This window comes from Austwickia chelonae NBRC 105200, assembly GCF_000298175.1.
GTDB classification, from domain to species: domain Bacteria; phylum Actinomycetota; class Actinomycetes; order Actinomycetales; family Dermatophilaceae; genus Austwickia; species Austwickia chelonae.
Genome location: NZ_BAGZ01000005.1, coordinates 563,159 through 588,644, shown reverse-complemented (window position 1 = coordinate 588,644; position 25,486 = coordinate 563,159). Strand labels below are relative to the sequence as shown.

Here is a 25,486-nt window from a genome sequence, read left to right as displayed (position 1 = left end):
CGTGTCACCCATGGCCCGCACCGCGTTACCCCCGCACGCGACGCCGCCGGAGCTGATCCGCAATTTCTGCATCATCGCCCACATCGACCACGGTAAGTCGACGTTGGCCGACCGGATGCTGCAGATCACGGGCATCGTCGACGCACGAGCGATGCGTGCGCAGTACCTCGATCGTATGGATATCGAGCGAGAGCGTGGCATCACGATCAAGTCGCAGGCCGTACGTATGCCCTGGGCGACCGACGAGTCGACCTTCTGCCTGAACATGATCGACACTCCGGGACACGTCGACTTCACCTACGAGGTATCCCGGAGCCTTGCGGCATGTGAAGGTGCGATCCTGTTGGTCGATGCGGCTCAGGGCATCGAGGCCCAGACCCTCGCCAACCTCTATCTGGCGATGGAGAACGACCTGGAGATCATCCCGGTCCTCAACAAGATCGACCTGCCTGCGGCCCAGCCGGAGAAGTACGCCGAAGAACTTGCCGGACTGATCGGGTGCGAACCCGATGATGTGCTGCACGTCTCGGGGAAGACCGGCCAGGGTGTGGAGGAACTCCTCGATCGGATCGTGGCCCGGATCCCCGCACCGACCGGAGACCCGGACGCGCCGGCCAGAGCGATGATCTTCGACTCGGTGTACGACACCTACCGCGGCGTGGTCACCTACGTCCGGGTGGTCGACGGCAACCTCAACCCGCGCGAACGCATCCTGATGATGAGCACCAAGGTGACGCACGAGCTGTTGGAGATCGGCGTCTCGAGCCCTGAACCGGAGCCGTGCAAGGGTCTGGGCGTCGGCGAGGTCGGCTATCTGATCACCGGTGTGAAGGACGTACGTCAGTCCCGTGTCGGTGACACGGTGACCAACCAGTCCGGGGCTGCCGTCCAAGCCCTGGGCGGTTATCGGGACCCCAAGCCGATGGTCTTCTCCGGGCTCTACCCGATCGACGGCACCGACTATCCGCTGCTACGTGACGCCCTGGACAAACTCAAGCTCAATGATGCGGCGCTGGTCTACGAGCCGGAGACCTCGGCGGCGCTCGGCTTCGGGTTCCGGGTCGGTTTCCTCGGTCTGCTCCACCTGGAGATCGTCCGGGAGCGGCTGGAACGCGAATTCGGGCTGGATCTGATCTCCACCCTCCCCAACGTGGAGTACGACGTCACCCTCGAGGACAAGCGTGTCGTCGAGGTCACCAACCCCAGTGAGTTCCCCGACGGCAAGATCGCCGAGGTCCGGGAACCGGTGGTCCGAGCCACGATCCTCGCGCCCAGCGAGTACATCGGGGCGATCATGGAGCTGTGCCAGCAACGTCGAGGAACCCTGCGCGGGATGGACTATCTCAGCCCGGAGCGGGTCGAGATGCGGTACACCCTGCCGTTGGCGGAGATCGTCTTCGACTTCTTCGACCAGCTGAAATCGCGGACCCGCGGTTACGCGAGCCTCGATTACGAACCTGACGGCGACCAGGTGGCCGACCTGGTCAAGGTCGACATCCTGTTGCAGGGGGAACAGGTCGACGCCTTCTCCTCCATCGTGCACAAGGACAAGGCCTATGCCTATGGGGTCTCTATGGCGACCAAATTGCGCAAGCTGATTCCCCGGCAGCAGTTCGAGGTCCCCATCCAGGCCGCTATCGGCAGCCGCATCATCGCCCGGGAGAATATCCGCGCCATCCGCAAGGACGTCCTGGCCAAGTGCTACGGCGGTGACATCTCCCGGAAACGCAAACTGTTGGAGAAGCAGAAGGAGGGCAAGAAGCGTATGAAGATGGTGGGCCGGGTCGAGGTCCCCCAGGAAGCCTTCATCGCTGCGCTCTCCTCCGAAGAGGTGGAGCAGAAGAAGTGAACAATGCCCTGGCGGCCGGGGCGTCGTCCGGATCCGACATGTCGGAGGCGACCACCGACGCATCCCGGCTTCCGTACGGTCTACGACGTGAGGTGGTCTCCTTCGCCCGGCGGGACGGACGGATCCATCCGAAGATCGCCAAGGCGTGGAGCGCCGAGCACGAGGCGCTGATGGTCTCACCGCCGCGGTTGGACCGGGACGCATCCCTGGACCCGGAATGGCAACTGGACGCGCACTCCGTCTTCGGCAGGCGTGCACCGCTGGTGGTGGAGATCGGTTCGGGTACCGGCGAGGCCGTCCTGGCCTCGGCGGCGGAACATCCTGAGCTGGACCACCTGGCGGTGGAGGTCTATCGGCCCGGAGCGGCCAAGACAGCGATCCGGGCGCACCGCCGAGGGCTGACCAACCTGCGGATCCTCCAGGCCGATGCTGCTGCTCTGCTGCGCACCGGTCTGGAGGAGGCCTCCGTTTCCGAGGTGCGGATCTTCTTCCCGGACCCCTGGCACAAGGCCAGACATCACAAACGTCGCCTCGTGAACGAGAACACCGTCGCCGGGCTGGCCCGCGTGCTCGCCGACGGCGGGCGGCTGCGTCTGGCGACCGACTGGGCCGAGTACGCCGAGCAGATGCTCCGGGTCGTTTCCTGCTGTTCCGAGCTGGCCAACCCGCACGACGGCTTCGCGCCGAGATGGTCAGGCAGACCGGTCACCCGTTTCGAACGTAAGGGATCCGAGGCCGGACGTCTCGTACATGACCTGGAATTGATTCGTCTACAACGAAATTGATGGACAAACTTGGCATCTCTCACCAGTTTTGCCCATAGCCATATTGGTACATGATGGCCCCATGACTGTTGCTGGTGAGCCGTCCACGCCATCCCTGGGCGTGGGCACCGCGAGCGGGAGCGTGCACGAAACACTCACCCTGCTCGCCCAGGCCCAGGAACTCGCGGACACCCTGCGATCCGAAGCGGAATCACAGGCCGCGCAGGTCCGCGAAGAGGCCCGCCGCAGCCGCCGCGCCATCAGCGCCGCAGCCGGCGAACTCCAAGAACTTCAGGAACGTATCGCCCAGGCCAGAGTCAACGAACGCAGCATCATGGCGCGCGCCCGCGAAGACGTCGACGCCCTCATCCGGGACGCCGTGGACCAGGCCGCACTCGTCCAGGCCCGAGCCGCCCGAGCCGCTGAGGACGCCATCCAAGCAGCCCAGATCACCTCTCGTCGACAACGAGGGGAGGCCGAAGCCGAATCCGAGGCGATGATTTCCCGGGTCCGAAGAGAAACCGAGGAACGCCGCTCCTTGCTGGTGGCACTCGCCGCAGAACAGACCCGGGTGCTCACCGCAGGACGCGCCGCCACCGAAGCCGATATCGCAGCCGCGCTCCACCGTGCCGAGGAGAACAGTCGGCAGATGGTCGACGAAGCCGTCGCCGACTGCCGACGTCTCACCAAGTCCACCGAGCAGGAGACCACCAGGCTCCGGGAAGACGCCGAGGAATACAGCATCCGGATCCGCGCCGAAGCCGAGGAACACCTTCGCCGAGCCCAGAACAAAGCCGATCAGCTGATCGAAGAGACCCGCAGCGAAGCAGCAGGGCTGCTGTCCCAGGCCGAGGAACAGCTGCTCTGGGCGACCCAGACCTCCCAAGCCCTGGTCGAGCGGACCGAGGAGGAACTCGCGGTCCGCTCGCGCAAAGAACATCGCACGCTGGGCGCCCACGCCCACAAGGCAAGGGACGAGGTCACCCTGCTGCTGACCAATGCGCGCACACGAGCTGCCGAACGGATGGCCAGGGCCGAATCCGAGGCCGTCCGTTGCCGAGCAGAAGCAGAAGACGCCCGCAGCGCGGCCCAGACCGAGGCCGAGGAGACCCTCGCCGCCGCGCAGCGACAGGCCGAGCAGATCCTCACCGCCGCGCGGGCCCGTGGAGAGGAGATCGAAAGACGCGCCAGACGACGTACCGACGAAGCCGAACGCGCGGCGGCAGCAGTGCGTGAACGTATCGGACGAGAAGCCGAGCGCCTGCATCGCGAAGCCTACGAATACCATCGGACAGCCCGGTCGAACATCCTCCAGATGAGCAGAGAAGCCCAGGAACGTTCCGAAAGACTCCGCGAGGAAGCCGAGATGGCCGTGCGGCGGGCCCGTGGCGAGGTACAGTCCTTGGCCACCCAACGGGCGGACATCTCACGTCAGCTCGGCGAACTGTCCGCCGTGATCGAGGCCCTGAGTGTGCCCGAAAAAGGCGGGGGCGTAATGTCATCTGACCGGGTGGGTGATACGGAGGTTCCCAGCGACCCCGTCCCCGACGGTCAGACCCCTTTGGACACTTCCCGGCGAGGTGGCCGGTGAACGTGCCTCCCATACTTGATTCGACTACGTCCGACAAGGAGCTTCGATGAGCACCGATGGAGCAACCCAGCACTTTGCGACCGTCTTCCGCGGGTTCGATCCTGGGCAGGTCGAAGCCGCACTGACAGCAGCGCACGAGAACTTTGCAGCAGCGCGCGAGGAATGCTCGCGGGTCCACCTGCAACTGACTTCCGTCCAAGGAGAGCGTGACGACCTCAAACGTCGCCTCACCGATGCTCAGGTTCGCCTGGATGCGCGCGCCTCAGAAGCGGCCTCGGCCCATGACGATCTGCAGCGGCAGATCGAAGAACTGCAGGCCAAGAACGAGAACCTGCAGAACATGCTCAGCGACCGCGACGAGAATGTCGCCAAGCAGAACAACTTCGAACACCTCGGCAAACGGGTCGGCCAGATCCTGACCCTGGCCGAACTGGAGGCCGAGTCCCTGACCGCGACGGCTCACGCCGAAGCCGAGAAGCTGCGTGAGGACGCCCACGCCGAAGCCGAGTTGACCCGCCGGTCCGCCGAGCAGTACGGCACCGAGATCCGCGAGCGCGCCGAGACCGAGGCCGAGCAGGTCGTGCTCGAAGCCCGGGAGAATGCCGCAGCCATCGTCGACGAGGCCGTCCGTGACGCCGCGGCCCGCCGTGAAGAGGCCGAGGCCTACTACGAGCGTCAGCGGGCAGTCGCCTCCGAAGCCGCTGCCGAGTTCGAACGGACCCTCAGCCAGCGTCGGGAGCGGGCCACTCACGAGTTCCAGGTCGAGATCTCGGCACGCGAAGAAGAGCTGCGTCGCGTCGTCGAACACACCGAGGCGCTGCGGACCGAGGCCGACCAGGAGCGTCAGGACGCCGCTGCCGAGGCCGCGCACCGTCTCCAGGAAGCCCGCGAGCAGGCTCAGGAGCTGCTCGACACTGCTCGTGCACAGGCAGAACGGGTCCGCCGCGAGTCCGAGCGTGAACTGGCTGCCGCGATGGCCCGCCGGGATTCGATCACCTCTCAGCTCAGCAACGTCCGCAGCATGTTGGCCACCTTCGGTCTCGGTGCCGGCATGGGCGAGGAGCAGCTGGCTGCCATGACTCAGGCCACCGAGCAGAAGATGGCTCAGGCCGCGTCTGAGGGCGGGGAGAAGAAGGAAACCGCGGACGAGGGCGAGGGAGACGCTCAGAAGGGCGCTGCCGAAGGGGAGAAGAAGCCCGCGGCGCCGACCGACAAGCCGGAGGCGGCCCAGAATTGAGTTTCTGGCCAGGTGACGGCGACACGGCCACGGAAGCAGCGTGACTCGTGCCGCCGTCACCATCGGGTGAGCCCCTTCCCGAGGACGGCTCCCTCCCCGCGGATGTGCTGCGCCGGGGAGAAGAGGACGAACTCGGGGTCTACGTCCATGTGCCTTTCTGCCGAGTGCGTTGCGGATACTGCGATTTCAACACCTATGTGCCGTCTGACCTGTTATCCGCGCCCTTGGCCGCGTCCGGCCCGGGCCGACACGAACCGGCCGGGACGACTCCTGACACCTATGTCGACGCCCTGAGCAAGGAGATCGATCTCGCGGTGCAGGTCCTCGGCCGGGCGGTCCGCCCGTTGTCGACGGTCTTCATCGGCGGGGGGACCCCGACCCTGCTCCCGGTGCACGAGCTGGTGCGCATCGTGGACCTTCTGCGGAGGAACTTCGGATTCGTCGACGGAGTCGAGATCACCACGGAGGCGAATCCGGACACCGTCAATGCGGGCTACCTGGACACTCTCGCCGCAGGGGGTTTCACCCGGGTGAGTCTCGGCATGCAATCGTCGGTGCCGCACGTCTTGCAGGCGCTGGACCGAACCCATCGCCCGGAGAACGTGGCCAGAGCGGTCGAGGCGGCTGCCGCGGCAGGGATGGCGACCAGCGTCGATCTGATCTACGGGGCTCCCGGGGAGTCCTCGGACGACTGGCGTCGCAGCCTCGAGACGGCGATCGCCTTGGAGCCTGACCATGTCTCGGCATATGCGCTGGTCGTGGAGACGGGCACCCGCTTGGCTGCCCAGGTCCGCCGCGGTGAACTCTCCGCACCGGACGACGACGACGAGGCCGACAAGTACGAGCTGGCCGACGACCTGCTCCACGCGGCCGGGTACAGCTGGTACGAGGTGAGTAACTGGGCGCGGACCCCGACTGGTGTCTGCCACCACAATCTCGGCTACTGGCGCGGGGGGAACTGGTGGGGATTCGGCCCGGGCGCGCACAGTCATGTCGGCGGGATGCGGTGGTGGAACATCCGCCACCCGCGGAGCTACGCCCAGCGGGTGAACGCAGGACGTTCACCCGCCGAGGCCGGGGAAAGACTGACCGCCGAGCAACGGTACGACGAGACGGTGCTGTTGCGCTCGCGTCTGGCCGAGGGACTGCCGTCGAACATGTTGCGTGACGAAGGCCGTAGCGCGGTCGCAGCTCTGATCGACGATGGACTCGTCGAGGCCGGTCCGTTCTCAGGGACGCTGGGCGAACCTCGCGTGGTGCTGACCCGCCGGGGACGCCTCCTGGCGGACACGGTGGTTCACCGGCTCCTGTGAGTCCGTGGGACAGACCGGGGGTCGGACGGGGGAGAAACGGACCCGTCCGACCCCCGGCGTATCCGGCTCCGGGAAGGTACGGACATCGATGCCGACTTCGATGTGAATTCACGCGGGCCGGATCATGACCGACGGAGATGCTCTCCGCTGGTCAAGCCGAGGCTGAACTGGGAAAACGATGGTCTACCGGGGGGCCTTGACCGTTCTCAGTCCGCACGAAAAATTGTCCTCACGGCATTCTGAGCACACATCAGCTCTTTCATCTCAGATAGTCCAACCCGATGTCGAGCACCGGCGCGCTATGTGTCAACCAGCCCACGGAGATCAGATCGACCCCGGTCTCGGCGAGCTGGCGCACCGTCTGCGGAGTCACCCGACCGGAGGCCTCGGTGATGATCTGCCCGTCGACCAGTTCAACGGCCTGCCGCAACTGTGCAGGGGACATATTGTCCAGGAGGACCGCGTCAGCCTCGGCTGCGAGCACTTCCTCCACCTGGTCGAGACGATCGACCTCCACCTCCACCTTGACCAGGTGACCCACCGTCGAACGGACATCGCGTACGGCACGGGTGATCGACCCGGCGAAAGCCAGATGGTTGTCCTTGATCAGCACTGCATCGTCGAGCCCGTATCGATGGTTCGCTCCACCACCTGCGCGGACGGCAGCCTTCTCCACGGCGCGCAACCCCGGTGTGGTCTTGCGGGTACAGCACACCCGCGCCCTCGTCCCGGCGACGGCTTCGACGAAGGCAGCTGTCGTGGTGGCGATCCCGGAGAGATGCCCGAGGAAGTTCAGAGCGACACGCTCCCCGGTCAACAGGGCACGAACCGGGCCGGTCGCCACACCGATGACCGAGCCGGGCTGCAGCCGCGCCGAATCCATCAGATCGGCTCGGAAATCGACTGTCGGATCGACCAGCTGCCAGGCGATCCGGGCACAGGCGGTGCCGGCGAGGATCCCGTGGTCGCGAGAGACGAGCGCAACGCCCCCGGTCAACTCCGCCGGGATGATCGCCTCGGTGGTGAGATCTCCTGCTCGTCCCAGATCTTCCAGAAGCGCGGCACGGACGGTCGGTTCGATCATCAGATCCAGCATCAGGCGCTCCTGTTCTGCGCGGCCGCGACTTCGATCCGGGCCAGGACCTCAGCAGCGGTGAAGAGGGTATGGGCGGGCGCACCACTCCCGGAACAGTCGATCCGACGGTGCGCGCCACGGGATTCGGTGCGGCTCAACGCCGACCAGAGGATCATCAGGGCGACCAGATGAGCATCGTCATGCAGAGCCCCGGGGCCTAAGGAGGACAAAGCGGTATGTAACCGCTGCTCGTCGCGGAGCACCCCGCAGTGCCGATCCATCAACCGCCTCATCTCCTCGTCGGGCCCGGACCGTCCACATCGGGAACTTTCCGGACCGCTCCCCTCGTGGAGAACGAATCTGCTCGTCCTCGAAGCGGACGGTGAAGAACGGCGGCGTGTGTCGAGGTCGATCCGCGCCCGGAGCGCAGATGCCGTGGCTCGTGCGGTGACCACGGCCTCGAGCAAGGAATTACTGGCCAAACGGTTCGCCCCGTGCAGCCCGGTGGCGGCGACCTCGCCGACGGCCCACAGCCCGGGGACCGTCGTCCGCCCGTCTCCGTCCACGGCGAGTCCGCCCATGTGGTAGTGCGCGGCGGGGCAGACCGGTAGGGGAGCAGTCGCCGGATCGAGTCCGGCAGCGGCGCACTGCGCAGCAACCGTGGGGAAACGGCGAGAGAAGCTCTCCCCGTACGCTGCGGGGGTATCCAAGTAGACGGTTCCTCCCTGGTCGAGCCGATCTGCGACAGCACGCGAGACGATGTCACGGGGAGCGAGATCGTCCTCCAACAGATGACGACCCCGTTCGTCGATCAACCGGGCACCGTCACCGCGGACGGCTTCGCTCACCAGGGGCATCGGATCCGTCCCGACGGCCAAGGCGGTGGGATGGAACTGGACCATTTCCAGATCCTGGGCGAGAGCTCCGGCGCGTAGTCCCAGCGCCAACCCGCTTCCCCAGGAAGCTCGTGGATTGGTGGTGCGGGCGAAGAGCCCGCCGATGCCGCCGGTCGCGAGGACAATCTGCCCGGCGGGGATCGTTCCGCTGGCAGCTCCTTCGACGACGACGCCGTCGACGACGCCGTCGGTGTCCCACAGCAGACGACGCGCCCTGGTGTGCTCCAGGACGGTGATCCAGGGCGCTGTCCGGACCGCACGGGCCACGGCTGCGGTGACGGCGTGCCCGGTGGAATCTCCGTCCACGTGCACGATGCGTCGCCGACAGTGGGCGCCTTCCAACCCGAGGATCAACATCCCGTCGGGAGACCTGTCGAAGGGAACCCCCAACCTCTGCAGGTAGTCCACGACCTGCGGACCGCAGGAGACGATGCGTCGCACGACATCTGGCTCGCACAGTCCGGCACCTGCCGTGAGGGTGTCCTGGACGTGCAGGTCTATGTCGTCGTCGGGGCCGACCACTGCCGCGATCCCTCCCTGGGCGAGATCGCTGGAGCACTCCGATGCGAAGGTTCCTGCGGTGACGACCACGCAGGGACGGGCGAGTTCGAGCGCGGTGACGAGTCCGGCCAGTCCGGATCCGACGATGACCGCTGCGGGAGCCGTCGACATCATGGGGGCTCCTCTCAGGAGAGGTCGAGCATCCGGGAGACGGCTCTGCGGGCGCCCTCGGCGACGGAAGGGTCCAGGTGGATCTCGTGGGTGCCGGTCTCCAATGCGTGACGGATGGTGGACAGGGTGTTGCGTTTCATGTGGGGACACAGATTGCAGGGGCGGATGAGTTGGATGTCGGGATTCGCCGCGGCGAGGTTGTCGCTCATGGAGCATTCGGTGATGAGCGCGACCTGTCGGGGCCGCTGTTCCTCGACGTAGTTCTGCATCTGGGCGGTCGATCCGGCGAGATCGGCGGCGTCGACCACGTCGGGCGGGCATTCGGGGTGGGCGAGGATCCTGATCCCGGGGTGTTCTTTGCGGATCCGGTGTAGGTCCCCCGGGGTGAATCGTTCGTGGACCTCGCAGCTGCCTTCGTAGGTGAGGATGTCGATGCCGGTCTGGGCGGAGATGTTACGGGCGAGATAGCGGTCGGGGATGAGCAGCGCGCGGGGTCGGGACATGCCTGCGGTGACGGATTCGACGATGCGGGTGGCATTTCCGCTGGTGCAGCAGATGTCGGAGGCGGCTTTGACCGCTGCGGAGGTGTTGACATAGGTGATGATCGGGATGTCGGGGTGTTGTCGGCGCAGGGTATGGACGTCCGGGGCGGTGATGCTGTCGGCCAGTGAACATCCTGCTGCCGGGTCGGGGATGAGCACCGTTGTGTTCGGGTTGAGCAGTTTTGCGGTCTCCGCCATGAAGTGGACGCCGGCGACGACGATGATCTCCGCGGAGACCCTCCGGGCTTCCCGGGCGAGGGCGAGGGAATCCCCGACGATGTCCGCGACGGTGTGGAAGATCTCCGGAGTCATGTAGTTGTGGGCCAGGACGATGGCTTTTTTCTCTGCTTTGAGCTGCCAGATCGCCTGGACGTCGTCGATCATGGTGGCCCATTCGACGGGTGGGATCACGTGACGGACCCGTGAGTACAGTTCGTCGGCGCGAGGGATGGCGAGGCCGACAGGCATGGTTCCTCCCGGGGTGGGGTGTGGCGGCGGTCCACGTCTTTTAATGCTAAATATGAGCATAAGAGTGCTGCGTCGGCTGTCAAGGCAATTGCCCACGGAAAACCCCGGATCCTGCTGCGTCCCTATCCGCTCACCGTTGACGGGCCTGCGGCAGACGTAGCCCCACCCCCGGACGCTCCGAGAGGACGTCCGCACGGAAACGCACCAGTTTCGCCGGACGTCCTCCGGTCGCCGCCGTCCGTTCGCCGGTCTCCTCGACCAACTCCTCGGATTCCACCAGGCGTCGGAAGTTCTGCTTGTGCAGCAAGGTCCCGGAGAAGGCCTCCACCACCGTCTGCAACTGCCCCAGGGTGAAGGTCGGCTGCATCACCTCGAAGACCACCGGACGGTACTGGATCGTCGAACGTAACCGGCCCATCGCCGTGGCCACCATTCGACGATGATCCGAGCGCATCGACCGTCCGACCACCTCCGGGGACGCCGCATCCTCCAGGGGAACATCCCTGCACATTCCAGGTCGGGCGGTTCCGGCGGACTCCGGCAGGAGCCCTGCCTCCCAGAGCAGCTCGTACCGGGACAGACAGTCCTCCGCATGCCAGGCCCGCTCACCGTCACCGAAAGCCAGCCGAACCCGGGTCGAGCGATCGGCCACCACTTCGGCGCGGGCCCCCGACCGGACCCAGGTGGACAACCGCTCGCGCAGCTCGGACAGGACCGCCTCGGTGCGCACCCTGCGCCGGTCCTCCCAGGGGAAGAGCTCGTACCAGGGACACCACCGCGCTGCTCCGTCGGCCGGCTCGGTCGGAGGGGTCAGTCCGATGTACGACACCGAGATCATTCGTTCGTGCGCGCCGATCCGTTCCCGGTCCGCGAAGGTGTAGAGCTGCTCCACGAAACCCAGCCGGAGTCCCGTCTGCTGCTCCACCCAGGCCCGGAGCCCTGCCTGCAGGGAACGGTGATCAGCCAGCAGCGGTCCGCTGGGCAAGGCCGGGACCCCGTCGCGGGCGCCGACGGTGAGAACTTGGGGGACACCGGAATCGACCGTGGCGACGACGGCGACGACTTCGGTGGTCAGCAACTGGAGAGCCACGGCACCAGCTTGGCATTCCGATGCCTCAGGCGGGAATCCCCGTGGGGCCGACCGTCACAAAGTCGATCAGTTCCTCCACCGGAGCCAGGAGCTCCGGTTCCAGATCGGTGTATCCGTTGACATGACCCAGGATCCGCCGCCACCCCAGTGCCACATCGGCCTGAGTCCGGTTCTCCCAGCCCAGATGCGCCAGAACGCCTTGCTTCCAAGGGATCTCGCGAGGTATCCGTGGCCATTCGTCCAAGCCCAGCCGTCCGGGGCGAACCGCCTGCCAGATGTCCACATAGGGATGGCCCAGGATCTTCAGGTGCACACCCTCAGGACGCATCGCCTCGACCTGGGCGACCAGTCGTGACTCCTTGCTGCCAGGGACGAGATGGTCGACCAGGACCCCGAGCCGACGTTCTGCGGTCGGTACGAACTCCCGGACGTAGGCCGCCAGATGATCGACCCCCTCGATGTATTCCACCGCGACGCCTTCGACTCGGAGGTCGTCACCCCAGATCTTCTCCACCAGCTCGGCGTCGTGACGGCCCTCCACGAGGATGCGGGACGCTCTGGCCACCCGTGCCGGAGCGCCGACGACCGCCCTCGACCCGCTGGCGGTGCGGGAGGCGGCCCTGTGTCGCTCGGCCAGCTCTGCCACCTGGGGTGAGAGCGGAGGCGTCAGGGTAACCGGACACCCTTCGATGAGGAAGCCGGGCCCCAGTGGGAAAGCCCGCACCTGCCCCTTCCGGTCCTCCAGGTGTACTACGTGCAGGCCGCCGGCCTTCTCCACGGCGACCACCGCGCCGCACCATCCGGTGGTGGCTTCCTCGACGACCAGCCCCGGCTCGGCCCGATGATCGGTGGACCGGCCTCTCCTCGGCGTCCGCCAGTCCCCGGCGAGCGGATCGGTGTCATATCGAGAGTTCACGATCGGCATCGTAGACTGGCACTCGGTCGGTGTGAGTGCCAACGGCCTCGGGGGAGGTCGCCACGGCGGGTCCCCGTCGGGCCTCCCGTCTCGGGCAGCTCACCGGTCGGCGCCGGACCAGGGACGGCGTCAGGAGACGGTGGAAAGGAGGCCGCCATGAGCGAGGAACGCCGGATGGCCGTGTTGCGAGCCATCGTGCAGGACTATGTGCGTACCTCCGAACCGGTGGGGAGCAAAGCCCTGTTGGACCGGCACGCGCTCGGTGTCTCCGCGGCGACAGTACGCAACGACATGGCCGCACTCGAGGAGGAGGGGCTGATCACCGCTCCGCACACGAGTGCAGGGCGCATACCCACCGACGCCGGTTACCGGCTCTTCGTCGACCGGCTCTCCGAGGTCAAGCCGTTGTCGGTGGCCGAGCGGGCGGCGATCGCGGACTTCCTCTCCGGAGCCATCGACCTCGACGACGTGGTGGAACGCACCGTACGTCTGCTCGCCTCCCTCACCCACCAGGTCGCGGTCATGCAGTATCCGTCGCTGACCCGCAGCTCGGTGCGGCATATCGAGCTGGTCGCGATCGGGCACGACCGCCTGATGGTGGTGCTCATCCTCACCACCGGGCGGGTCGAGCAGAGAGTCATCGAGTCGGGCTACGACCTGAGAACGGCGGCCGGAGAAGAACAGCTCTCGGATCTGCGTTCCCGGTTCAACACCGAGGCCTGCGGCCGCACCCTGCCCGATGCGGCGACCCGGTTGTCCATGCTTCCCGACGACCTGCCGCCCCACTATCGTGATCTGGCCCGGGCCGTCGTCCGCGCCCTGGACGACGCCCTTGTGGAGGAACGGGAGGAACGGGTCGTGATGGCCGGTACGGCCAACCTGGCACGTTTCTCCCCCGACTTCCCGTTGACCATAGGCCCGGTGCTCGAAGCCCTGGAGGAACATGTGGTCCTCCTGAAACTGTTCGGTACGCTCGCCGCCGACGGGCCTTCCTCCGGCGTTGCGGTGAGCATCGGGCGGGAGAATGATCATCTGGGGTTGCTGGGTACCTCGGTGGTGAGCACCGGGTACGGTACGGGACGCGATGTGGTCGCCGGATTGGGCGTCCTCGGACCGACCCGCATGGACTATCCCACGACGATGGCCTGTGTCCGGAGCGTGGCGACCTATGTCAGCAAGATCCTCGCGTCCTGAGCGGACGTCACCCATGAACGACATCTTCGATATCGGTGGTCGGCCCGGCCCCTTGCCCGGTCCGTCGCCACAAGCCTTCAGGAAGGCCCTTTCGTGAACGACTACTACGCCGATCTGGGCGTCGGGCGGGACGCCAGCCCGGAGGAGATCAAGCGCGCCTACCGTCGCCTGGCTCGCAAGCTCCACCCCGACGTCAATCCCGGAGCCGAGGCAGAGGCGCAGTTCAAGAAGATCAGCCAGGCCTACGACGTCCTGGGCGACGCGGAGAAGAAGCGTGCCTACGACATGGGCTCCGATCCTTACGGCGGGGCCGCCGGGGGTTTCGGCCAGGGGTTCAGCTTCAGCGACATCATGGACGCCTTCTTCGGCGGGGCCGCCACTGCCCAGCGTGGACCCCGGCCACGTCGTCAACGTGGGCAGGACGCCCTGGTCCCTCTCGAGGTCGATCTGCGGACGGCGGTCTTCGGCGGGGAGAAAGACCTCACCGTGGACACCGCCGTCGAATGCACCACCTGCCACGGCGAAGGCACACAGACCGGCACCTCGGTACGCCAGTGCGACGTCTGCCAGGGCCGTGGAGAGGTCCAGCAGGTGCAGCGGAGCTTCCTCGGCCAGGTCATGACCAGCCGACCCTGCACCGCCTGCCAGGGGTATGGCACGGTCATCCCCAGCCCCTGTTTCGAGTGCTCGGGTCACGGCCGGGTCCGCACCCGCCGTACGTTGACCCTGCGGGTTCCGGCCGGGGTCGACTCCGGGACCCGGATCCAGCTGTCCGGAGAGGGCGAGGTCGGCCCAGGAGCCGGTCCTTCCGGTGACCTCTACGTCGAGGTGAGAGTCGCGGCACATGACGTCTTCACCCGACGGGGCGACGACCTGCACTGCACGGCCGAGCTGCCGATGACGGCGGCGGCGCTGGGCACCACGGTCACCCTGGAGACCTTCGACGGTCCCCAGGACATCAGCATCCAGGCAGGCGCTCAACCGGCCGAGGTGCTGACCCTCAAGGGCAAGGGCGTCACCCACCTGCGAGGCACCGGACGCGGGGACCTGCTCATCCACCTGGACGTGCGCACCCCCACCCGGCTGAACAGCGAGCAGGAGGAGCTCCTGCGCCAGCTGGCCCGCCTGCGAGGAGAAGAGAAGCCCGAGGGACGCCTGGGCGTGGTCAACAAGGACGACGGCGGATTCTTCGGGCGGGTCAGGGACGCCTTCCTGGGCAAATGACCGCCGCACTGTTCCGGTTGTCCGAGGGAAGCCTGGACGGATGCTCCGCGGGCGCCGTCCTGGAGCTGGACGGCGCCGAAGCCCATCATGCCGTGGTCCGTCGTATCCGGATCGACGAGCAGATCCTGCTTGCCGACGGTTCCGGTCTGGTCGCCGAGTCCACGGTGATCGAGATCGGGCAGGGACGGCTCAGCGCTCGGGTGGACCTGATCCGCGACGCAGGGCCGCAGCCGCCTCGTCTGGTCCTGGCGCAGGCCCTGGCGAAGAACGACCGGGATGAGGCGGCGATCGAGGCGGCGACCGAGCTGGGGGTCGACGAGGTCCTGGCCTGGCAGGCCGGGCGCAGCGTCGTCGTCTGGCGGGGAGAACGCGGTCAACGGTCACTACGTAAATGGGGATCCGTGGTCGCCGCCGCGGCGAAACAGGCCCGCAGATCGACCGTCCCTCAGGTCGAGGGTCCGGTCACCACGGCTCGACTGGTCGAACGGATCTCCGCGGCCGATGCCGCTTTCGTCCTGCACGAACGCGCCGAGCAGCCGCTCGCTGCCACTGAGATCCCCGCGCAGGGCGAGGTGTTGCTCGTGGTCGGCCCCGAAGGGGGCATCAGCGACGAGGAGCTGGGGGCTTTTGTCGAGGCCGGTGCGTGTCCGGTGGTGCTCGGGGACACGGTGCTCAGATCTTCCAGCGCAGGCCCTGCGGGGTTGGCCGTCGTCCTGGCGGCGACCCGGTGGCGTCGCACGTAGACTGGACATCCTCATGAGTGATCAGTCCCGTGCACCCGGCCAGGCCGGGGAGTCCTCTCTCGATCCGTCATCCTCTGTCGGCGCAGGGCGGGTGATCGCCGTCCCGCCGGGCATCTCCATGGTCTCCCTGCTCGGCCCGCACGATCAGTTGCTGACCACGATGGAGCGGCAACTCCCCGCACTGGAGATTTTCGTCCGTGGCAACGAGATCCACTTGCAGGGGCCTGAAGAGGAGCTGGACCTGGCGCAGAATCTCGTCGACGAACTGTTGGTGATCGCAGGTACCGGGCAGCCGCTCAACCGGGATGCCGTCGAACGTTCCCTGCGGATGCTCCGGGACCAGGTCCGTGAACGTCCGGCCGACGTCCTGACCGCGAATATCGTCTCCAGCCGGGGACGCACCATCCGACCCAAGACCTTGAACCAGAAGAGGTACGTCGACGCCATCGACGAACACACCGTCGTCTTCGGGATCGGCCCGGCCGGTACCGGTAAGACCTATCTGGCGATGGCCAAGGCGGTGGCTGCGCTCCAGTCCAAAGAGGTCACCCGGATCATCCTGACCAGGCCCGCGGTCGAGGCCGGAGAACGTCTGGGTTTCCTGCCCGGCACGCTCAACGACAAGATCGACCCTTATCTGCGACCGCTCTACGACGCCCTGCACGACATGATCGACCCCGAGTCGATCCCGCGGCTGATGGCGGCAGGCACCATCGAGGTCGCGCCGCTGGCCTATATGCGAGGTCGGACTCTCAACGACGCCTTCATCATTCTCGACGAGGCACAGAACACCTCGCCGGAACAGATGAAGATGTTCCTGACCCGGCTGGGTTTCGGGTCGAAGATCGTGGTCACCGGGGATGTCACCCAGGTCGACCTGCCCGGCGGGACCCAGTCGGGTCTTCGGGTGGTGCGGGAGATCCTCGCCGGGGTCGAGGACATCCATTTCTCCGAGCTGACCCCGCTGGATGTGGTCCGGCACCGACTCGTCGGGGACATCGTCGACGCCTACGGGCGTTGGGACGACAGCCGACGTGCGCCGAGATCCCGCAGACCGGTCACCCGGAACCGTCGCCCGTCGACCGCAGGGCGGGCGAAGCCCGTCGAAGAATCCCCCGCGGAGTCCACCCGCGCAGAAGATCCCGCCCGCAACGCATCGACACCGGGAGCCGAACGATGAGCATCGAGGTCCTCAACGAGACCGAACACCAGGTCGACGTCGACGAACTCGTGGAACTGGCCAAGTACGTCCTCGAGCAGATGCATGTACACCCCCGGGCTGAACTGTGTATCACCTGCGTGGACGTCGAGGCGATGACGAATCTGCACGTCCAGTGGATGGATCTGCCCGGGCCCACCGATGTCATGAGTTTCCCGATGGACGAACTGCGTCCCGGGCGGGACGGGGAGACCAGCCCGGAGGGTGTGCTCGGAGACATCGTCATCTGCCCGGAGGTCGCCGAGAAACAGGCCGCCGAAGCCGGCCACACCCCGGCCGAGGAGGAGCTCCTGTTGGTGACCCACGGCATCCTGCATCTGCTCGGTTACGATCACGCCGAGCCGGAGGAGGAGAAGGAGATGTTCGAGTTGCAGCGCACTCTGCTGCTCACCTACCTGGCAGGACGCGGGAAGCGGTAGGCCCCGACCGTCATGACGGCCCAGCTGTTGGCCGCCTGTCTCGGCTGTCTCGTACTGACCTTCGTGTTGGTCGCGGCGGAGGCGGCCTTGCAACGGGTGAGTCGTCACCGTGCGGACGAACTCGTCACCGCCGGTCGGAGAGGCGCGCAGTCCTTGGCCGCCGTGCTCTCAGACAGCGCGGGTTACCTGTCGACCTTGGCCTTCGTGCGGATCCTCACCGAGACGACCGCAGCCGTGCTGGCGACTTTGGCGATGAGTGAGCTGCTGGACGAGGTCTGGTCGATCATGCTCACCTCGATCCTGGTGATGAGCGTGGCATCCTTCGTGATCGTCGGAGTGAGCCCGCGCACCTTGGGCCGACAGCACGCGGACACGGTCTCGCTCGTGGCGGCCCCGCTGGTGGTCTGGCTCCGGCGGTTGTTGGGTCCGCTCTCCCGGTTGCTGATCACTGTAGGTAATGCGGTGACTCCGGGCCGTGGCTACCGGGACGGACCTTTCGAGAACGAGGCCGAATTCCGTGACCTGGTGGACCTCGCAGGGGATACCCAGTTGATCGAGGCCGAGGAGCGGCAGATGATCCACTCGGTCTTCGAGCTGGGGGACACGCTGGTGCGCGAGGTGATGGTGCCGCGGACGGACATGATCGTCATCGAGTCGTCGAAGAATCTGCGTCAGGCGACGTCGCTCTTCCTGCGCTCGGGATTCAGCAGGGTCCCCGTGATCGGTGAGGACGCCGACGACCCGGTCGGTCTGCTCTATTTCAAGGATGTGTCCCGGCGCACCTACGATGTGGCGGGGTCGACGACGCAGTCGGTCACCGAGGTGATGCGTCCGGCCGTCTTCGTCCCGGAGAGCAAGGCGGTGGACGTCCTGCTTCGGGAGATGCAACGCGATCAGATTCACATGGCGATCGTGGTCGACGAATACGGTGGTACCGCCGGCCTGGTCACCATCGAGGACATCCTCGAGGAGATCGTGGGGGAGATCGCCGACGAATACGACCGGGAGGGGCCATCCGTCGAACGGATCGAGGACGGGGTGATGCGGGTGCCTGCGACCATGCACATCGACGACATGGCTGCGCTCTTCGACGTCGAGCTCGACGACGATGACGTGGACACTGTCGCAGGCCTGTTGGCGAAGGTGATCGGCCGGGTGCCGATCTTGGGCTCGACCGGGCAGATCGCCGGGCTGGAACTGGTGGCGGACCGGATGTCGGGGCGGCGGCATCGGATCGCCACCGTGGTGGTTCGCAAGTTGGCGGCCACCGAGTTGGAGGAGGAGACATGAACGAGGACGCGACGGGCTACCGGGCCGGTTTCGCCTGCCTGATCGGACGGCCCAATGCCGGGAAGTCGACGCTGACCAATGCCCTGGTGGGGCAGAAGGTCGCGATCACCTCGAGTAAGCCGCAGACGACGAGGCACACGATCCGAGGCATCTCCACCACGGAGGAGAGCCAGCTCGTCCTGGTCGACACGCCGGGGCTCCACCGGCCGCGCACCTTGCTGGGCGAGCGGTTGAACGATTTGGTCCGGGAGACTTTGTTGGATGTCGACGTGGTCGGCTTCTGTCTGCCGGCCGATTCACGTCCGGGGCCGGGTGATCAGTACATCGCCCGTGAGCTGGCGGAGTTGCAGCGGGCTCGACGCACTCCGGTGGTGGCCATCGTCACCAAGGTCGACCTGGTCGATCGGGAACGTCTGGCGACCCATCTGATAGCCGTGGATCAGCTCGGCTCGTGGGATGCGATCGTTCCCTGCTCTGCCGTGCAGAGTACCCAGGTCGACGTGGTGCGCGCCGAGCTGGTGGCTCGGCTTCCGCTGAGTCCTCAGTTGTATCCGGAGGACGTCCTGACCGACGAACCCCATGTGGTGATGATCGCCGAACTGGTGCGTGAGGCTGCACTGGAGGGCGTCCGTGACGAATTGCCGCACAGCCTGGCCGTGGTCGTCGAGGAGGTGCTGCCTCGGGAAGGGCGTTCACCGAACGACCCGTTGACGGACGTGCGGGTCAATGTCTTCGTGGAGCGGTCCAGTCAGAAGGCGATCATCATCGGACGGGGCGGTTCGCGGCTGAAACAGGTCGGCACCGAGGCCCGGGCCGGTATCGAGGAGCTCCTGGGACATCGGGTGCACCTGGACCTGCACGTGAAGATCGCCAAGGACTGGCAGCGCGATCCTCGGCAACTGCGTAGGCTCGGTTTCTGACCGAGCCGGTGGGCCCTGCCCCGGGGTGAGGGAATCTGTTCTGGTCGGGGCAGGGCGGTCTCGGGTCAGACCGGGATGGCCAGGACCTGTCCGACGTAGATCATGTCGGGATTCGCGATCTGATTGCTCTCGGCGATGCGCAGGTACTGGCTGCCGTCGCCGTAGTAACGCTCGGCGATATCCCACAGGGTGTCGCCTTCGCTGACGACGTACTGCTCTGCGGAGATGGCGTCACCGATGTCTTCGCCTGGCTGTTCCATGTTGTCCTCTTCGTCGGAGTCTTCGATGGGGATTTCGTCGACCGGTGAGAAGTAGTCCGTGGAGGAGTCTGTCCTCGCTGCCGGGACATCGTCGGTCGCCGATCCCCAGATGGAGCCGTCGCGCTCGTTCATCACGCGATGTCCTTCTCGTGGAGCCGCACATCCTCGTATCCGGTTCGGGTCTGCTCGCGTCCGTCGAGACGCGCTTCCTCGCCACCACCCCATGCGTACATCTGGGTCTCCCTGGAGATTCAAGGGCCGGAATTCGCCGCCGAGAGAGAAGAATCGACAAGAGCACCGCTGCGCGGCACATGGCCCGCACGGAACTTAACACCCGTCCAGCTACCTTGACGAGTTTTCAGCGCCCTTTCGGACGGGGTCGGGCCGGAATCGGGACAGACGCCGAGGTTGCCTCCGAAGTCGCGTGTGACACAGACCTTCTCCTCATCGGCCGGATGGCGAGACGGGTGATCGAACCGTGGACGTACGGCCTCCTCTCTGGTTACCCTGGCGGACATGACCTCCCCCGACACGCCGGGTATCGCACCCGGTCGGCGTCTTCTTCCTCGCCGCGACGAGGCCTGACCGGCCAGGCCGTCCTCGTCGCGGAGATGCCGCTGCCCGCCAGCAGGCCTGGACACCTTCGACGAGGAAGAGAACGCCATGCGCCACCCACAACGTCCTTCGGGGATGCCGATCACGAAGTACCGACCGTTCGACGACGTCATCGCGACGAAACTCCCAGATCGAACCTGGCCCACCCGCACCATCACCCGAGCGCCACGCTGGTGCGCCGTCGACCTGCGTGACGGAAACCAGGCACTCATCGACCCGATGAACGCCGAACGCAAGCTGCGGATGTTCCAACTCCTGGTGCGGATGGGATACAAGGAGATCGAGATCGGTTTCCCCAGCGCCAGCCAGACCGACTTCGACTTCGCCCGCCTGCTCATCGACGAGGGACATATCCCCGAGGACGTCACCATCCAAGTCCTCACCCAGGCACGGGACCATCTCGTCGAACGCACCTACGACGCCATCGCCGGAGCACACTCCGCCGTCGTGCACTTCTACAACTCGACCTCCATCCTCCAACGGCAGGTCGTCTTCCACACCGATGTCGACGGAGTGACCGACATCGCGGTCCAAGCGGCGCGGCTGTGCCGCAAGCTCGAACAGCAGATCCCCGAGACGACGATCACCTACGAGTACAGCCCGGAATCCTTCACCGGCACCGAACTCGACACCGCGGTCCGTGTCTGCAATGCCGTCATCGAGGAGATCGACCCCGGGCCCGACCGCCCGATGATCATCAACCTGCCGGCCACCGTCGAAATGGCCACCCCGAATGTGTACGCCGACTCGATCGAATACATGCACCGTCACCTGACCCGCAGGGACAGCATCATCCTCTCGCTGCACCCGCACAACGACCGGGGCACCGGGGTCGCCGCCGCTGAACTCGGCTACCTGGCCGGAGCCGACCGCATCGAGGGCTGTCTCTTCGGCAACGGTGAACGCACCGGGAACGTCTGCCTGGTCACTCTCGGTCTGAACCTGTTCAGCCAGGGCATCGACCCCCAGATCGACTTCTCCGATATCGATGAGATCCGACGTACCGTCGAACATTGCAACCAGCTTCCCGTCCACGAACGGCACCCCTACGGAGGCGACCTGGTCTACACGGCGTTCTCCGGCTCCCACCAGGACGCCATCAAGAAGGGCTTCGAGGAGATGGCCCGGCAGGCCAAGGCCGAGGGCAAGAGCATCGACGAACTTGTCTGGGCTGTGCCCTATCTGCCGATCGATCCGCATGACGTCGGCCGTTCCTACGAAGCGGTCGTCCGGGTCAACAGCCAGTCGGGGAAGGGCGGGGTCGCCTACCTGCTCAAATCCGAGTACGGCCTGGACCTGCCTCGACGGCTGCAGATCGAGATGAGCGCCGTCGTACAACGCAAGACCGACGTCGAGGGCGGCGAGGTCGGCGCCGCTCAGCTGTGGGAGATCTTCTCCGACGAATATCTGCCCGGGACAGGGGAAGGGGAACGCGCATGGGGACGATTCGCCCCGGTCTCCTCCCGGACCACCTCCGAGGAGGACGGCCGCGACCACGTCAAGGCCGTGGTCGCCGACCGGGGGCGCAAGGTCACCCTGGACGGGCATGGCAACGGGCCGATCGCCGCCTTCATCGACGGTCTGCGTGGTTACGGGATCGACGTCCGTGTCCTGGATTACTCCGAGCATGCCCTGAGCTCAGGTGGGGACGCCCGCGCGGCATCCTATGTCGAATGTGCCGTCGGCGACCGGGTGCTCTGGGGGGTGGGGTTGCACAACTCCATCGTCAATGCTTCTTTCATGGCGATCCTGTCCGCGGTGAACCGGGCGCAGCGGGAGATGAACGGCACCGGGCGAGGAGCCGCCGGCGTCGGGCAGGAAGGGACGGCGATCAGTCGCCCGGGTGGCGGGCCCTGAGGACGAGATCCGTCGGAGAAGGCGACCGGCTGGGTCACAGAGGCGTCGGAGTCCGTGACCCAGCGGTCTGCCTGGTCGTCGTCGAAGAGCGGATCTTCCGGGGAAGAGGCCGCATCCGCCGGCCATCGACCGTGTAGCGACCGACGAAGAGGGCCACGATCAAGGTGACATCGACCAGGTCACCCCCGTAGTACATCAGCTGCGCGCCCACGTGGCCGTCGTGGACGCCGACCCCGGCCGGTGGATGGGCGTAGAGCCATTTGGCCAGGATCGAATGTGCGGCGACGAAGACGACCAAGGTGGTCGCGCACAGACGGAAAGACGGCCGATGGGGCATCGGATCCACGCCGACGAGGGAGGCGGTGAAGACATATCCGGCGACGAGGACATGACCGTGGACCACGGCGTGGACGACTATCGAGGTGTGCATCACCAGGTACAGGTCGGTGACGTACAGGATCCACAGGCCTCCGCCGTTGAGCACCGCCGCTGTCACGGGGTGAGTGAGAACGCGGACAGGAGGTGACCGGAGGAAGTGGGTGAACAGCCGTGCGCCGGATGCCGGTAACGAACGCAGTAGGAGAGTGACCGGAGCACCCCACACCAGGAACACCGGCCCGATCATGCCCAACAGCAGGTGGGTGAGCATATGGGCGGTGAACCCGCCGTGAGCGGCCGTCGCGAGCGGCCCCGTCGTGGACGCAGTGACGCAGAACAGCCCCAGGTACCAGCAGCAGATGCGCCGGACTGGCCATGGCAGACGACGACGGGACGCCCTCACCGCCACCGCGTAGCCGACGCCGATCTCGATCACGACGAAAAGAACGAGGTAGCCGAAGAAGTCCCAGGGTGCAGAACCCCCGCCGTCGCCGAGGGCGTGCAGGGCGAATCGAGTACTCACCCGACAGCTGTCACCGGGCGGCTGCGCCAGAGCATCGTGACGCCGCCCAATAGCAACAGCAGTGCCGAACCAATCCAGACGATGTCGTACGGCAACAGTTCCACGTCATAGCGGATCTGATGGATCCGCAGCAGTTTGTGGTCGACCACCCCGTCGAACAGCTGGAAGAAACCGACTCCGCAGATCACCGCACCGACCCAGCGGAACCAGGGGAATGAGCCACGACGGCGGGCGTCGAACAGCAGGAAGGCTCCCCAGACGGTGATGAACCATCCGAAGGCATGGAAGAAACCGTCGGCCGTCAGTGCGACCTCGGTGGTGGACAGATCGTAGAAGTGATGCCATTGCAGGCCGAGATGGAAGACGAACAGGTCGATCAGCGACGCGGCGATACCGCATCCGAAGAGGAAACCGGACAGGAGGACGCGCCGGTCCGGGACGTGCGTCGCTGTGTCGTCGAGATTCTGGATGGGACGAGTTCCGGGGGCAGGCATCCGCTTTCTCCTTGAGGGGCGGCGTCCTGGGATCGTCACGTGCTGGGATCTGGCAGGCGGACAGACGGGGGTGGAAGATCCCTGCTTCTTCTTGTGATACACACTGCCACAACATTTTTCGTTGGTCGAGGTGCTTTCCTGGGCGAGTTGGCAGAGGCGGGCCGGTACGGTCGGAGACACCGGGTCGACCACCCGCGCGGTTCCTCCGCACCCGTCTGAAGGACGTTGGAGAACAGCATGGCCGAGAAAGAACACGCCACCACCGAAGCCCACGACATCCCCACATCGCAGCTGACGAGCAACGGCCCTACCGGCGGCGACCTCCTCGTCTCGATGATGCGGGACGCGGGCGTCGACGTCGCCTTCGGTGTCATCAGCATCCACAACATCCCTCTCGTCGAGGCCGTAGACCGGGAACTACGTTTCGTCCCCGTCCGGCACGAAGCGGCAGCGGTCAACGCCGCAGACGGTTACGCACGGGCCACCGGTCGCATCGGAGTCGCCCTGACCTCGACCGGAACCGGGGCAGGCAATGCCGCCGGTGCCATGTTGGAAGCCCTGACCGCGCAGAGCCGGGTGCTGCACATCACCGGGAACGTCGACTCCGCCGTCCTGGGCGACGACCGTGGCGTCTACCACGAGGTCCCCCGTCAACTGGACATGCTCAAAGCCGTCTCAGGATCGGCGCTGCGGATCGAACAGGCCGGACACGCCCGGCGGGTACTCGCCGAAGCCGTCCGACGTCTGTCCACCCCACCCCACCTCCCGGTCAGCATCGACTGGCCCATCGACCTGCAGTACACCGCCGATCCTGCCGAACAGGAACCGATCCAGGAGAGGACCGCTCGCCCTGCAACACCCGTGGCGCAAGAGATCACCGAAGCCGCGGCACTGCTCCGGACAGCCAGCCGCCCACTGATCTGGGCCGGAGGCGGCGCCCGACGGGTAGGCCCCGCACTGGCCGAACTGGCCCGCGTCTGGAACGCAGGCATCCTCACCGGCGCCAACGGTCGAGGATCGGTCCCGGAGGATCACCCCCTGTGCATCGGGAACTTCGCCACCACCGAAGAGGTGCGCACCCTGATCGAACAGGCCGACTGCCTGCTCACCGTCGGCAGCCACCTGCGCGGCCACGAGACCAACAACTTCGAGCTCCCCCTGCCGTCCACCCACGTCCAGATCGACCTCGACCCCGACGCGATCGGCCGGAACTACCCGACCACGCTGGGCATCACCGCTGACGCGACAGGTGTCGTCCCCGCTCTGCTGAGCGAGCTGGGCGCCCCGAACACCCAAAACCACTGGGCCGAACAGGTCCGTGCCGCAGCCGTATCGGCACGGAACAGCCACCGCGCGGATATCGGCGCCTATGCCGCCGTCTGCGACGCGATGCACTCCCGGCTACCCCGCGAATCGCCTCGGGTGCGTGATGTCACGATCCCGGGCAGCACCTGGGGAAACCGACTGCTGCCCGTCTACGACCCCACCACCAACATCTTCGCCGCCGGAGGCGGGATCGGACAGGGCCTGGCCATGGCGATCGGTGCCGCAGTGGCCTGCCCCGACCTCCCGGTCCTGGCGATGGTCGGCGACGGCGGGCTCGCCGTCCACCTGGGAGAACTGTGCACCCTGGCCGGGGAAAGGCCCCATGTCGTCCTCGTCCTGTTCAACGACTCCGGATACGGCGTACTGCGCCATATGCAGACCGAACAGGGAGCCCCGCCCCGAGGCGTGGACCTGTGCACCCCCGACTTCGCCACACTGTCCGACTCGCTCGACCTGCCGCACACCAAGGTCGGAGACCCACAGGCCTTCGACGCAGCTCTCGCCGTCGCCCTGGCCCACCCCGGACCGTCGGTCATCGAGATCGAGGTCCCGGCGCTGCGTCCGCAACCGAAACCGTTCGTCCCACCGGTCGACGTGCCCTGAACCGGGGA

Annotated in this window: 22 protein-coding genes; 14 read left to right on the top strand and 8 right to left on the bottom strand. The window is 66.4% G+C overall.

The window, feature by feature from the left end; all coding sequences use genetic code 11:
- Positions 1–10: 10 nt before the first annotated feature.
- From lepA to hemW, 5 genes are all read left to right on the top strand, one after another.
- On the top strand, positions 11–1,849 hold the full coding sequence (lepA, locus tag AUCHE_RS05730) for a translation elongation factor 4 (RefSeq protein WP_006502331.1): 1,839 nt from the start codon (positions 11–13) through the stop codon (positions 1,847–1,849).
- Positions 1,846–2,634 (top strand): tRNA (guanosine(46)-N7)-methyltransferase TrmB, encoded by a 789-nt coding sequence (gene trmB, locus AUCHE_RS05725; protein WP_006502330.1) that lies wholly within the window; start codon positions 1,846–1,848, stop codon positions 2,632–2,634. Before lepA ends, trmB begins: the two co-directional genes overlap by 4 nt.
- Before the next feature lie 61 nt (positions 2,635–2,695).
- Entirely contained in the window at positions 2,696–4,204 is a 1,509-nt protein-coding gene (locus AUCHE_RS05720) for a coiled-coil domain-containing protein (RefSeq protein ID WP_006502329.1), read from the top strand.
- Between the two features lie 46 nt (positions 4,205–4,250).
- Positions 4,251–5,441, top strand: a complete 1,191-nt coding sequence (locus AUCHE_RS05715) for a coiled-coil domain-containing protein (RefSeq protein ID WP_006502328.1) — start codon at positions 4,251–4,253, stop codon at positions 5,439–5,441.
- Between the two features lie 47 nt (positions 5,442–5,488).
- Positions 5,489–6,754 (top strand): radical SAM family heme chaperone HemW, encoded by a 1,266-nt coding sequence (hemW, locus tag AUCHE_RS05710; RefSeq protein ID WP_006502327.1) that lies wholly within the window; start codon positions 5,489–5,491, stop codon positions 6,752–6,754.
- 259 nt (positions 6,755–7,013) lie between these two features.
- Here the strand turns inward: hemW and nadC are convergent, their stop codons facing one another.
- The 5 genes from nadC to AUCHE_RS05685 all read right to left on the bottom strand — a co-directional run bounded on the left by nadC (position 7,014) and on the right by AUCHE_RS05685 (position 12,413).
- The gene (nadC, locus tag AUCHE_RS05705) at positions 7,014–7,850 is read right to left on the bottom strand and encodes a carboxylating nicotinate-nucleotide diphosphorylase (protein WP_006502326.1); all 837 of its coding nucleotides are present in this window, start codon (positions 7,848–7,850) and stop codon (positions 7,014–7,016) included.
- A complete protein-coding gene (locus tag AUCHE_RS05700) occupies positions 7,850–9,400 on the bottom strand; it encodes an L-aspartate oxidase (RefSeq protein ID WP_006502325.1) in 1,551 nt (516 codons plus the stop codon). Before AUCHE_RS05700 ends, nadC begins: the two co-directional genes overlap by 1 nt.
- 11 nt (positions 9,401–9,411) lie before the next feature.
- Positions 9,412–10,407, bottom strand: a complete 996-nt coding sequence (gene nadA / locus AUCHE_RS05695) for a quinolinate synthase NadA (protein WP_006502324.1) — start codon at positions 10,405–10,407, stop codon at positions 9,412–9,414.
- Positions 10,408–10,537: 130 nt separating this feature from the next.
- The gene (locus AUCHE_RS05690; protein WP_006502323.1) at positions 10,538–11,497 is read right to left on the bottom strand and encodes an NUDIX hydrolase; all 960 of its coding nucleotides are present in this window, start codon (positions 11,495–11,497) and stop codon (positions 10,538–10,540) included.
- 25 nt (positions 11,498–11,522) lie between these two features.
- Positions 11,523–12,413, bottom strand: coding sequence for a DUF3097 domain-containing protein (locus AUCHE_RS05685; RefSeq protein ID WP_006502322.1), 891 nt, complete (start codon positions 12,411–12,413; stop codon positions 11,523–11,525).
- A 156-nt stretch (positions 12,414–12,569) separates the two neighbouring features.
- Here AUCHE_RS05685 and hrcA point away from each other — a divergent pair, with 156 nt between their 5' ends.
- From hrcA to era, 7 genes are all read left to right on the top strand, one after another.
- Entirely contained in the window at positions 12,570–13,607 is a 1,038-nt protein-coding gene (gene hrcA, locus AUCHE_RS05680; protein ID WP_006502321.1) for a heat-inducible transcriptional repressor HrcA, read from the top strand.
- A gap of 93 nt (positions 13,608–13,700) precedes the next feature.
- On the top strand, positions 13,701–14,831 hold the full coding sequence (gene dnaJ, locus AUCHE_RS05675; RefSeq protein ID WP_006502320.1) for a molecular chaperone DnaJ: 1,131 nt from the start codon (positions 13,701–13,703) through the stop codon (positions 14,829–14,831).
- The gene (locus AUCHE_RS05670) at positions 14,828–15,574 is read left to right on the top strand and encodes a 16S rRNA (uracil(1498)-N(3))-methyltransferase (protein WP_006502319.1); all 747 of its coding nucleotides are present in this window, start codon (positions 14,828–14,830) and stop codon (positions 15,572–15,574) included. Before dnaJ ends, AUCHE_RS05670 begins: the two co-directional genes overlap by 4 nt.
- Before the next feature lie 13 nt (positions 15,575–15,587).
- The gene (locus tag AUCHE_RS05665) at positions 15,588–16,754 is read left to right on the top strand and encodes a PhoH family protein (RefSeq protein WP_006502318.1); all 1,167 of its coding nucleotides are present in this window, start codon (positions 15,588–15,590) and stop codon (positions 16,752–16,754) included.
- Positions 16,751–17,212 carry an rRNA maturation RNase YbeY gene (ybeY, locus tag AUCHE_RS05660; protein WP_006502317.1) on the top strand — a complete coding sequence of 154 codons (462 nt, stop codon included), beginning with the start codon at positions 16,751–16,753 and terminating at the stop codon, positions 17,210–17,212. Before AUCHE_RS05665 ends, ybeY begins: the two co-directional genes overlap by 4 nt.
- A gap of 12 nt (positions 17,213–17,224) precedes the next feature.
- Complete coding sequence (locus AUCHE_RS05655) at positions 17,225–18,502, top strand: hemolysin family protein (RefSeq protein ID WP_006502316.1); 1,278 nt, start codon at positions 17,225–17,227, stop codon at positions 18,500–18,502.
- The gene (gene era / locus AUCHE_RS05650; protein ID WP_006502315.1) at positions 18,499–19,422 is read left to right on the top strand and encodes a GTPase Era; all 924 of its coding nucleotides are present in this window, start codon (positions 18,499–18,501) and stop codon (positions 19,420–19,422) included. The genes AUCHE_RS05655 and era overlap by 4 nt, the downstream gene beginning before the upstream one ends.
- 65 nt (positions 19,423–19,487) lie before the next feature.
- Here the strand turns inward: era and AUCHE_RS05645 are convergent, their stop codons facing one another.
- Complete coding sequence (locus AUCHE_RS05645; protein ID WP_006502314.1) at positions 19,488–19,814, bottom strand: LysM peptidoglycan-binding domain-containing protein; 327 nt, start codon at positions 19,812–19,814, stop codon at positions 19,488–19,490.
- 531 nt (positions 19,815–20,345) lie between these two features.
- Here AUCHE_RS05645 and leuA point away from each other — a divergent pair.
- Positions 20,346–22,154 (top strand): 2-isopropylmalate synthase, encoded by a 1,809-nt coding sequence (gene leuA / locus AUCHE_RS05640; protein ID WP_006502313.1) that lies wholly within the window; start codon positions 20,346–20,348, stop codon positions 22,152–22,154.
- A gap of 34 nt (positions 22,155–22,188) precedes the next feature.
- Here the strand turns inward: leuA and AUCHE_RS05635 are convergent, their stop codons facing one another.
- Complete coding sequence (locus AUCHE_RS05635) at positions 22,189–23,055, bottom strand: cytochrome c oxidase assembly protein (protein WP_006502312.1); 867 nt, start codon at positions 23,053–23,055, stop codon at positions 22,189–22,191.
- The gene (locus AUCHE_RS05630) at positions 23,052–23,549 is read right to left on the bottom strand and encodes a DUF2243 domain-containing protein (RefSeq protein ID WP_006502311.1); all 498 of its coding nucleotides are present in this window, start codon (positions 23,547–23,549) and stop codon (positions 23,052–23,054) included. Before AUCHE_RS05630 ends, AUCHE_RS05635 begins: the two co-directional genes overlap by 4 nt.
- A 237-nt stretch (positions 23,550–23,786) precedes the next feature.
- On the opposite strand from AUCHE_RS05630, the gene AUCHE_RS05625 reads away from it, so the two are divergent.
- The gene (locus AUCHE_RS05625) at positions 23,787–25,478 is read left to right on the top strand and encodes a thiamine pyrophosphate-binding protein (protein ID WP_006502310.1); all 1,692 of its coding nucleotides are present in this window, start codon (positions 23,787–23,789) and stop codon (positions 25,476–25,478) included.
- Positions 25,479–25,486 lie beyond the last annotated feature (8 nt).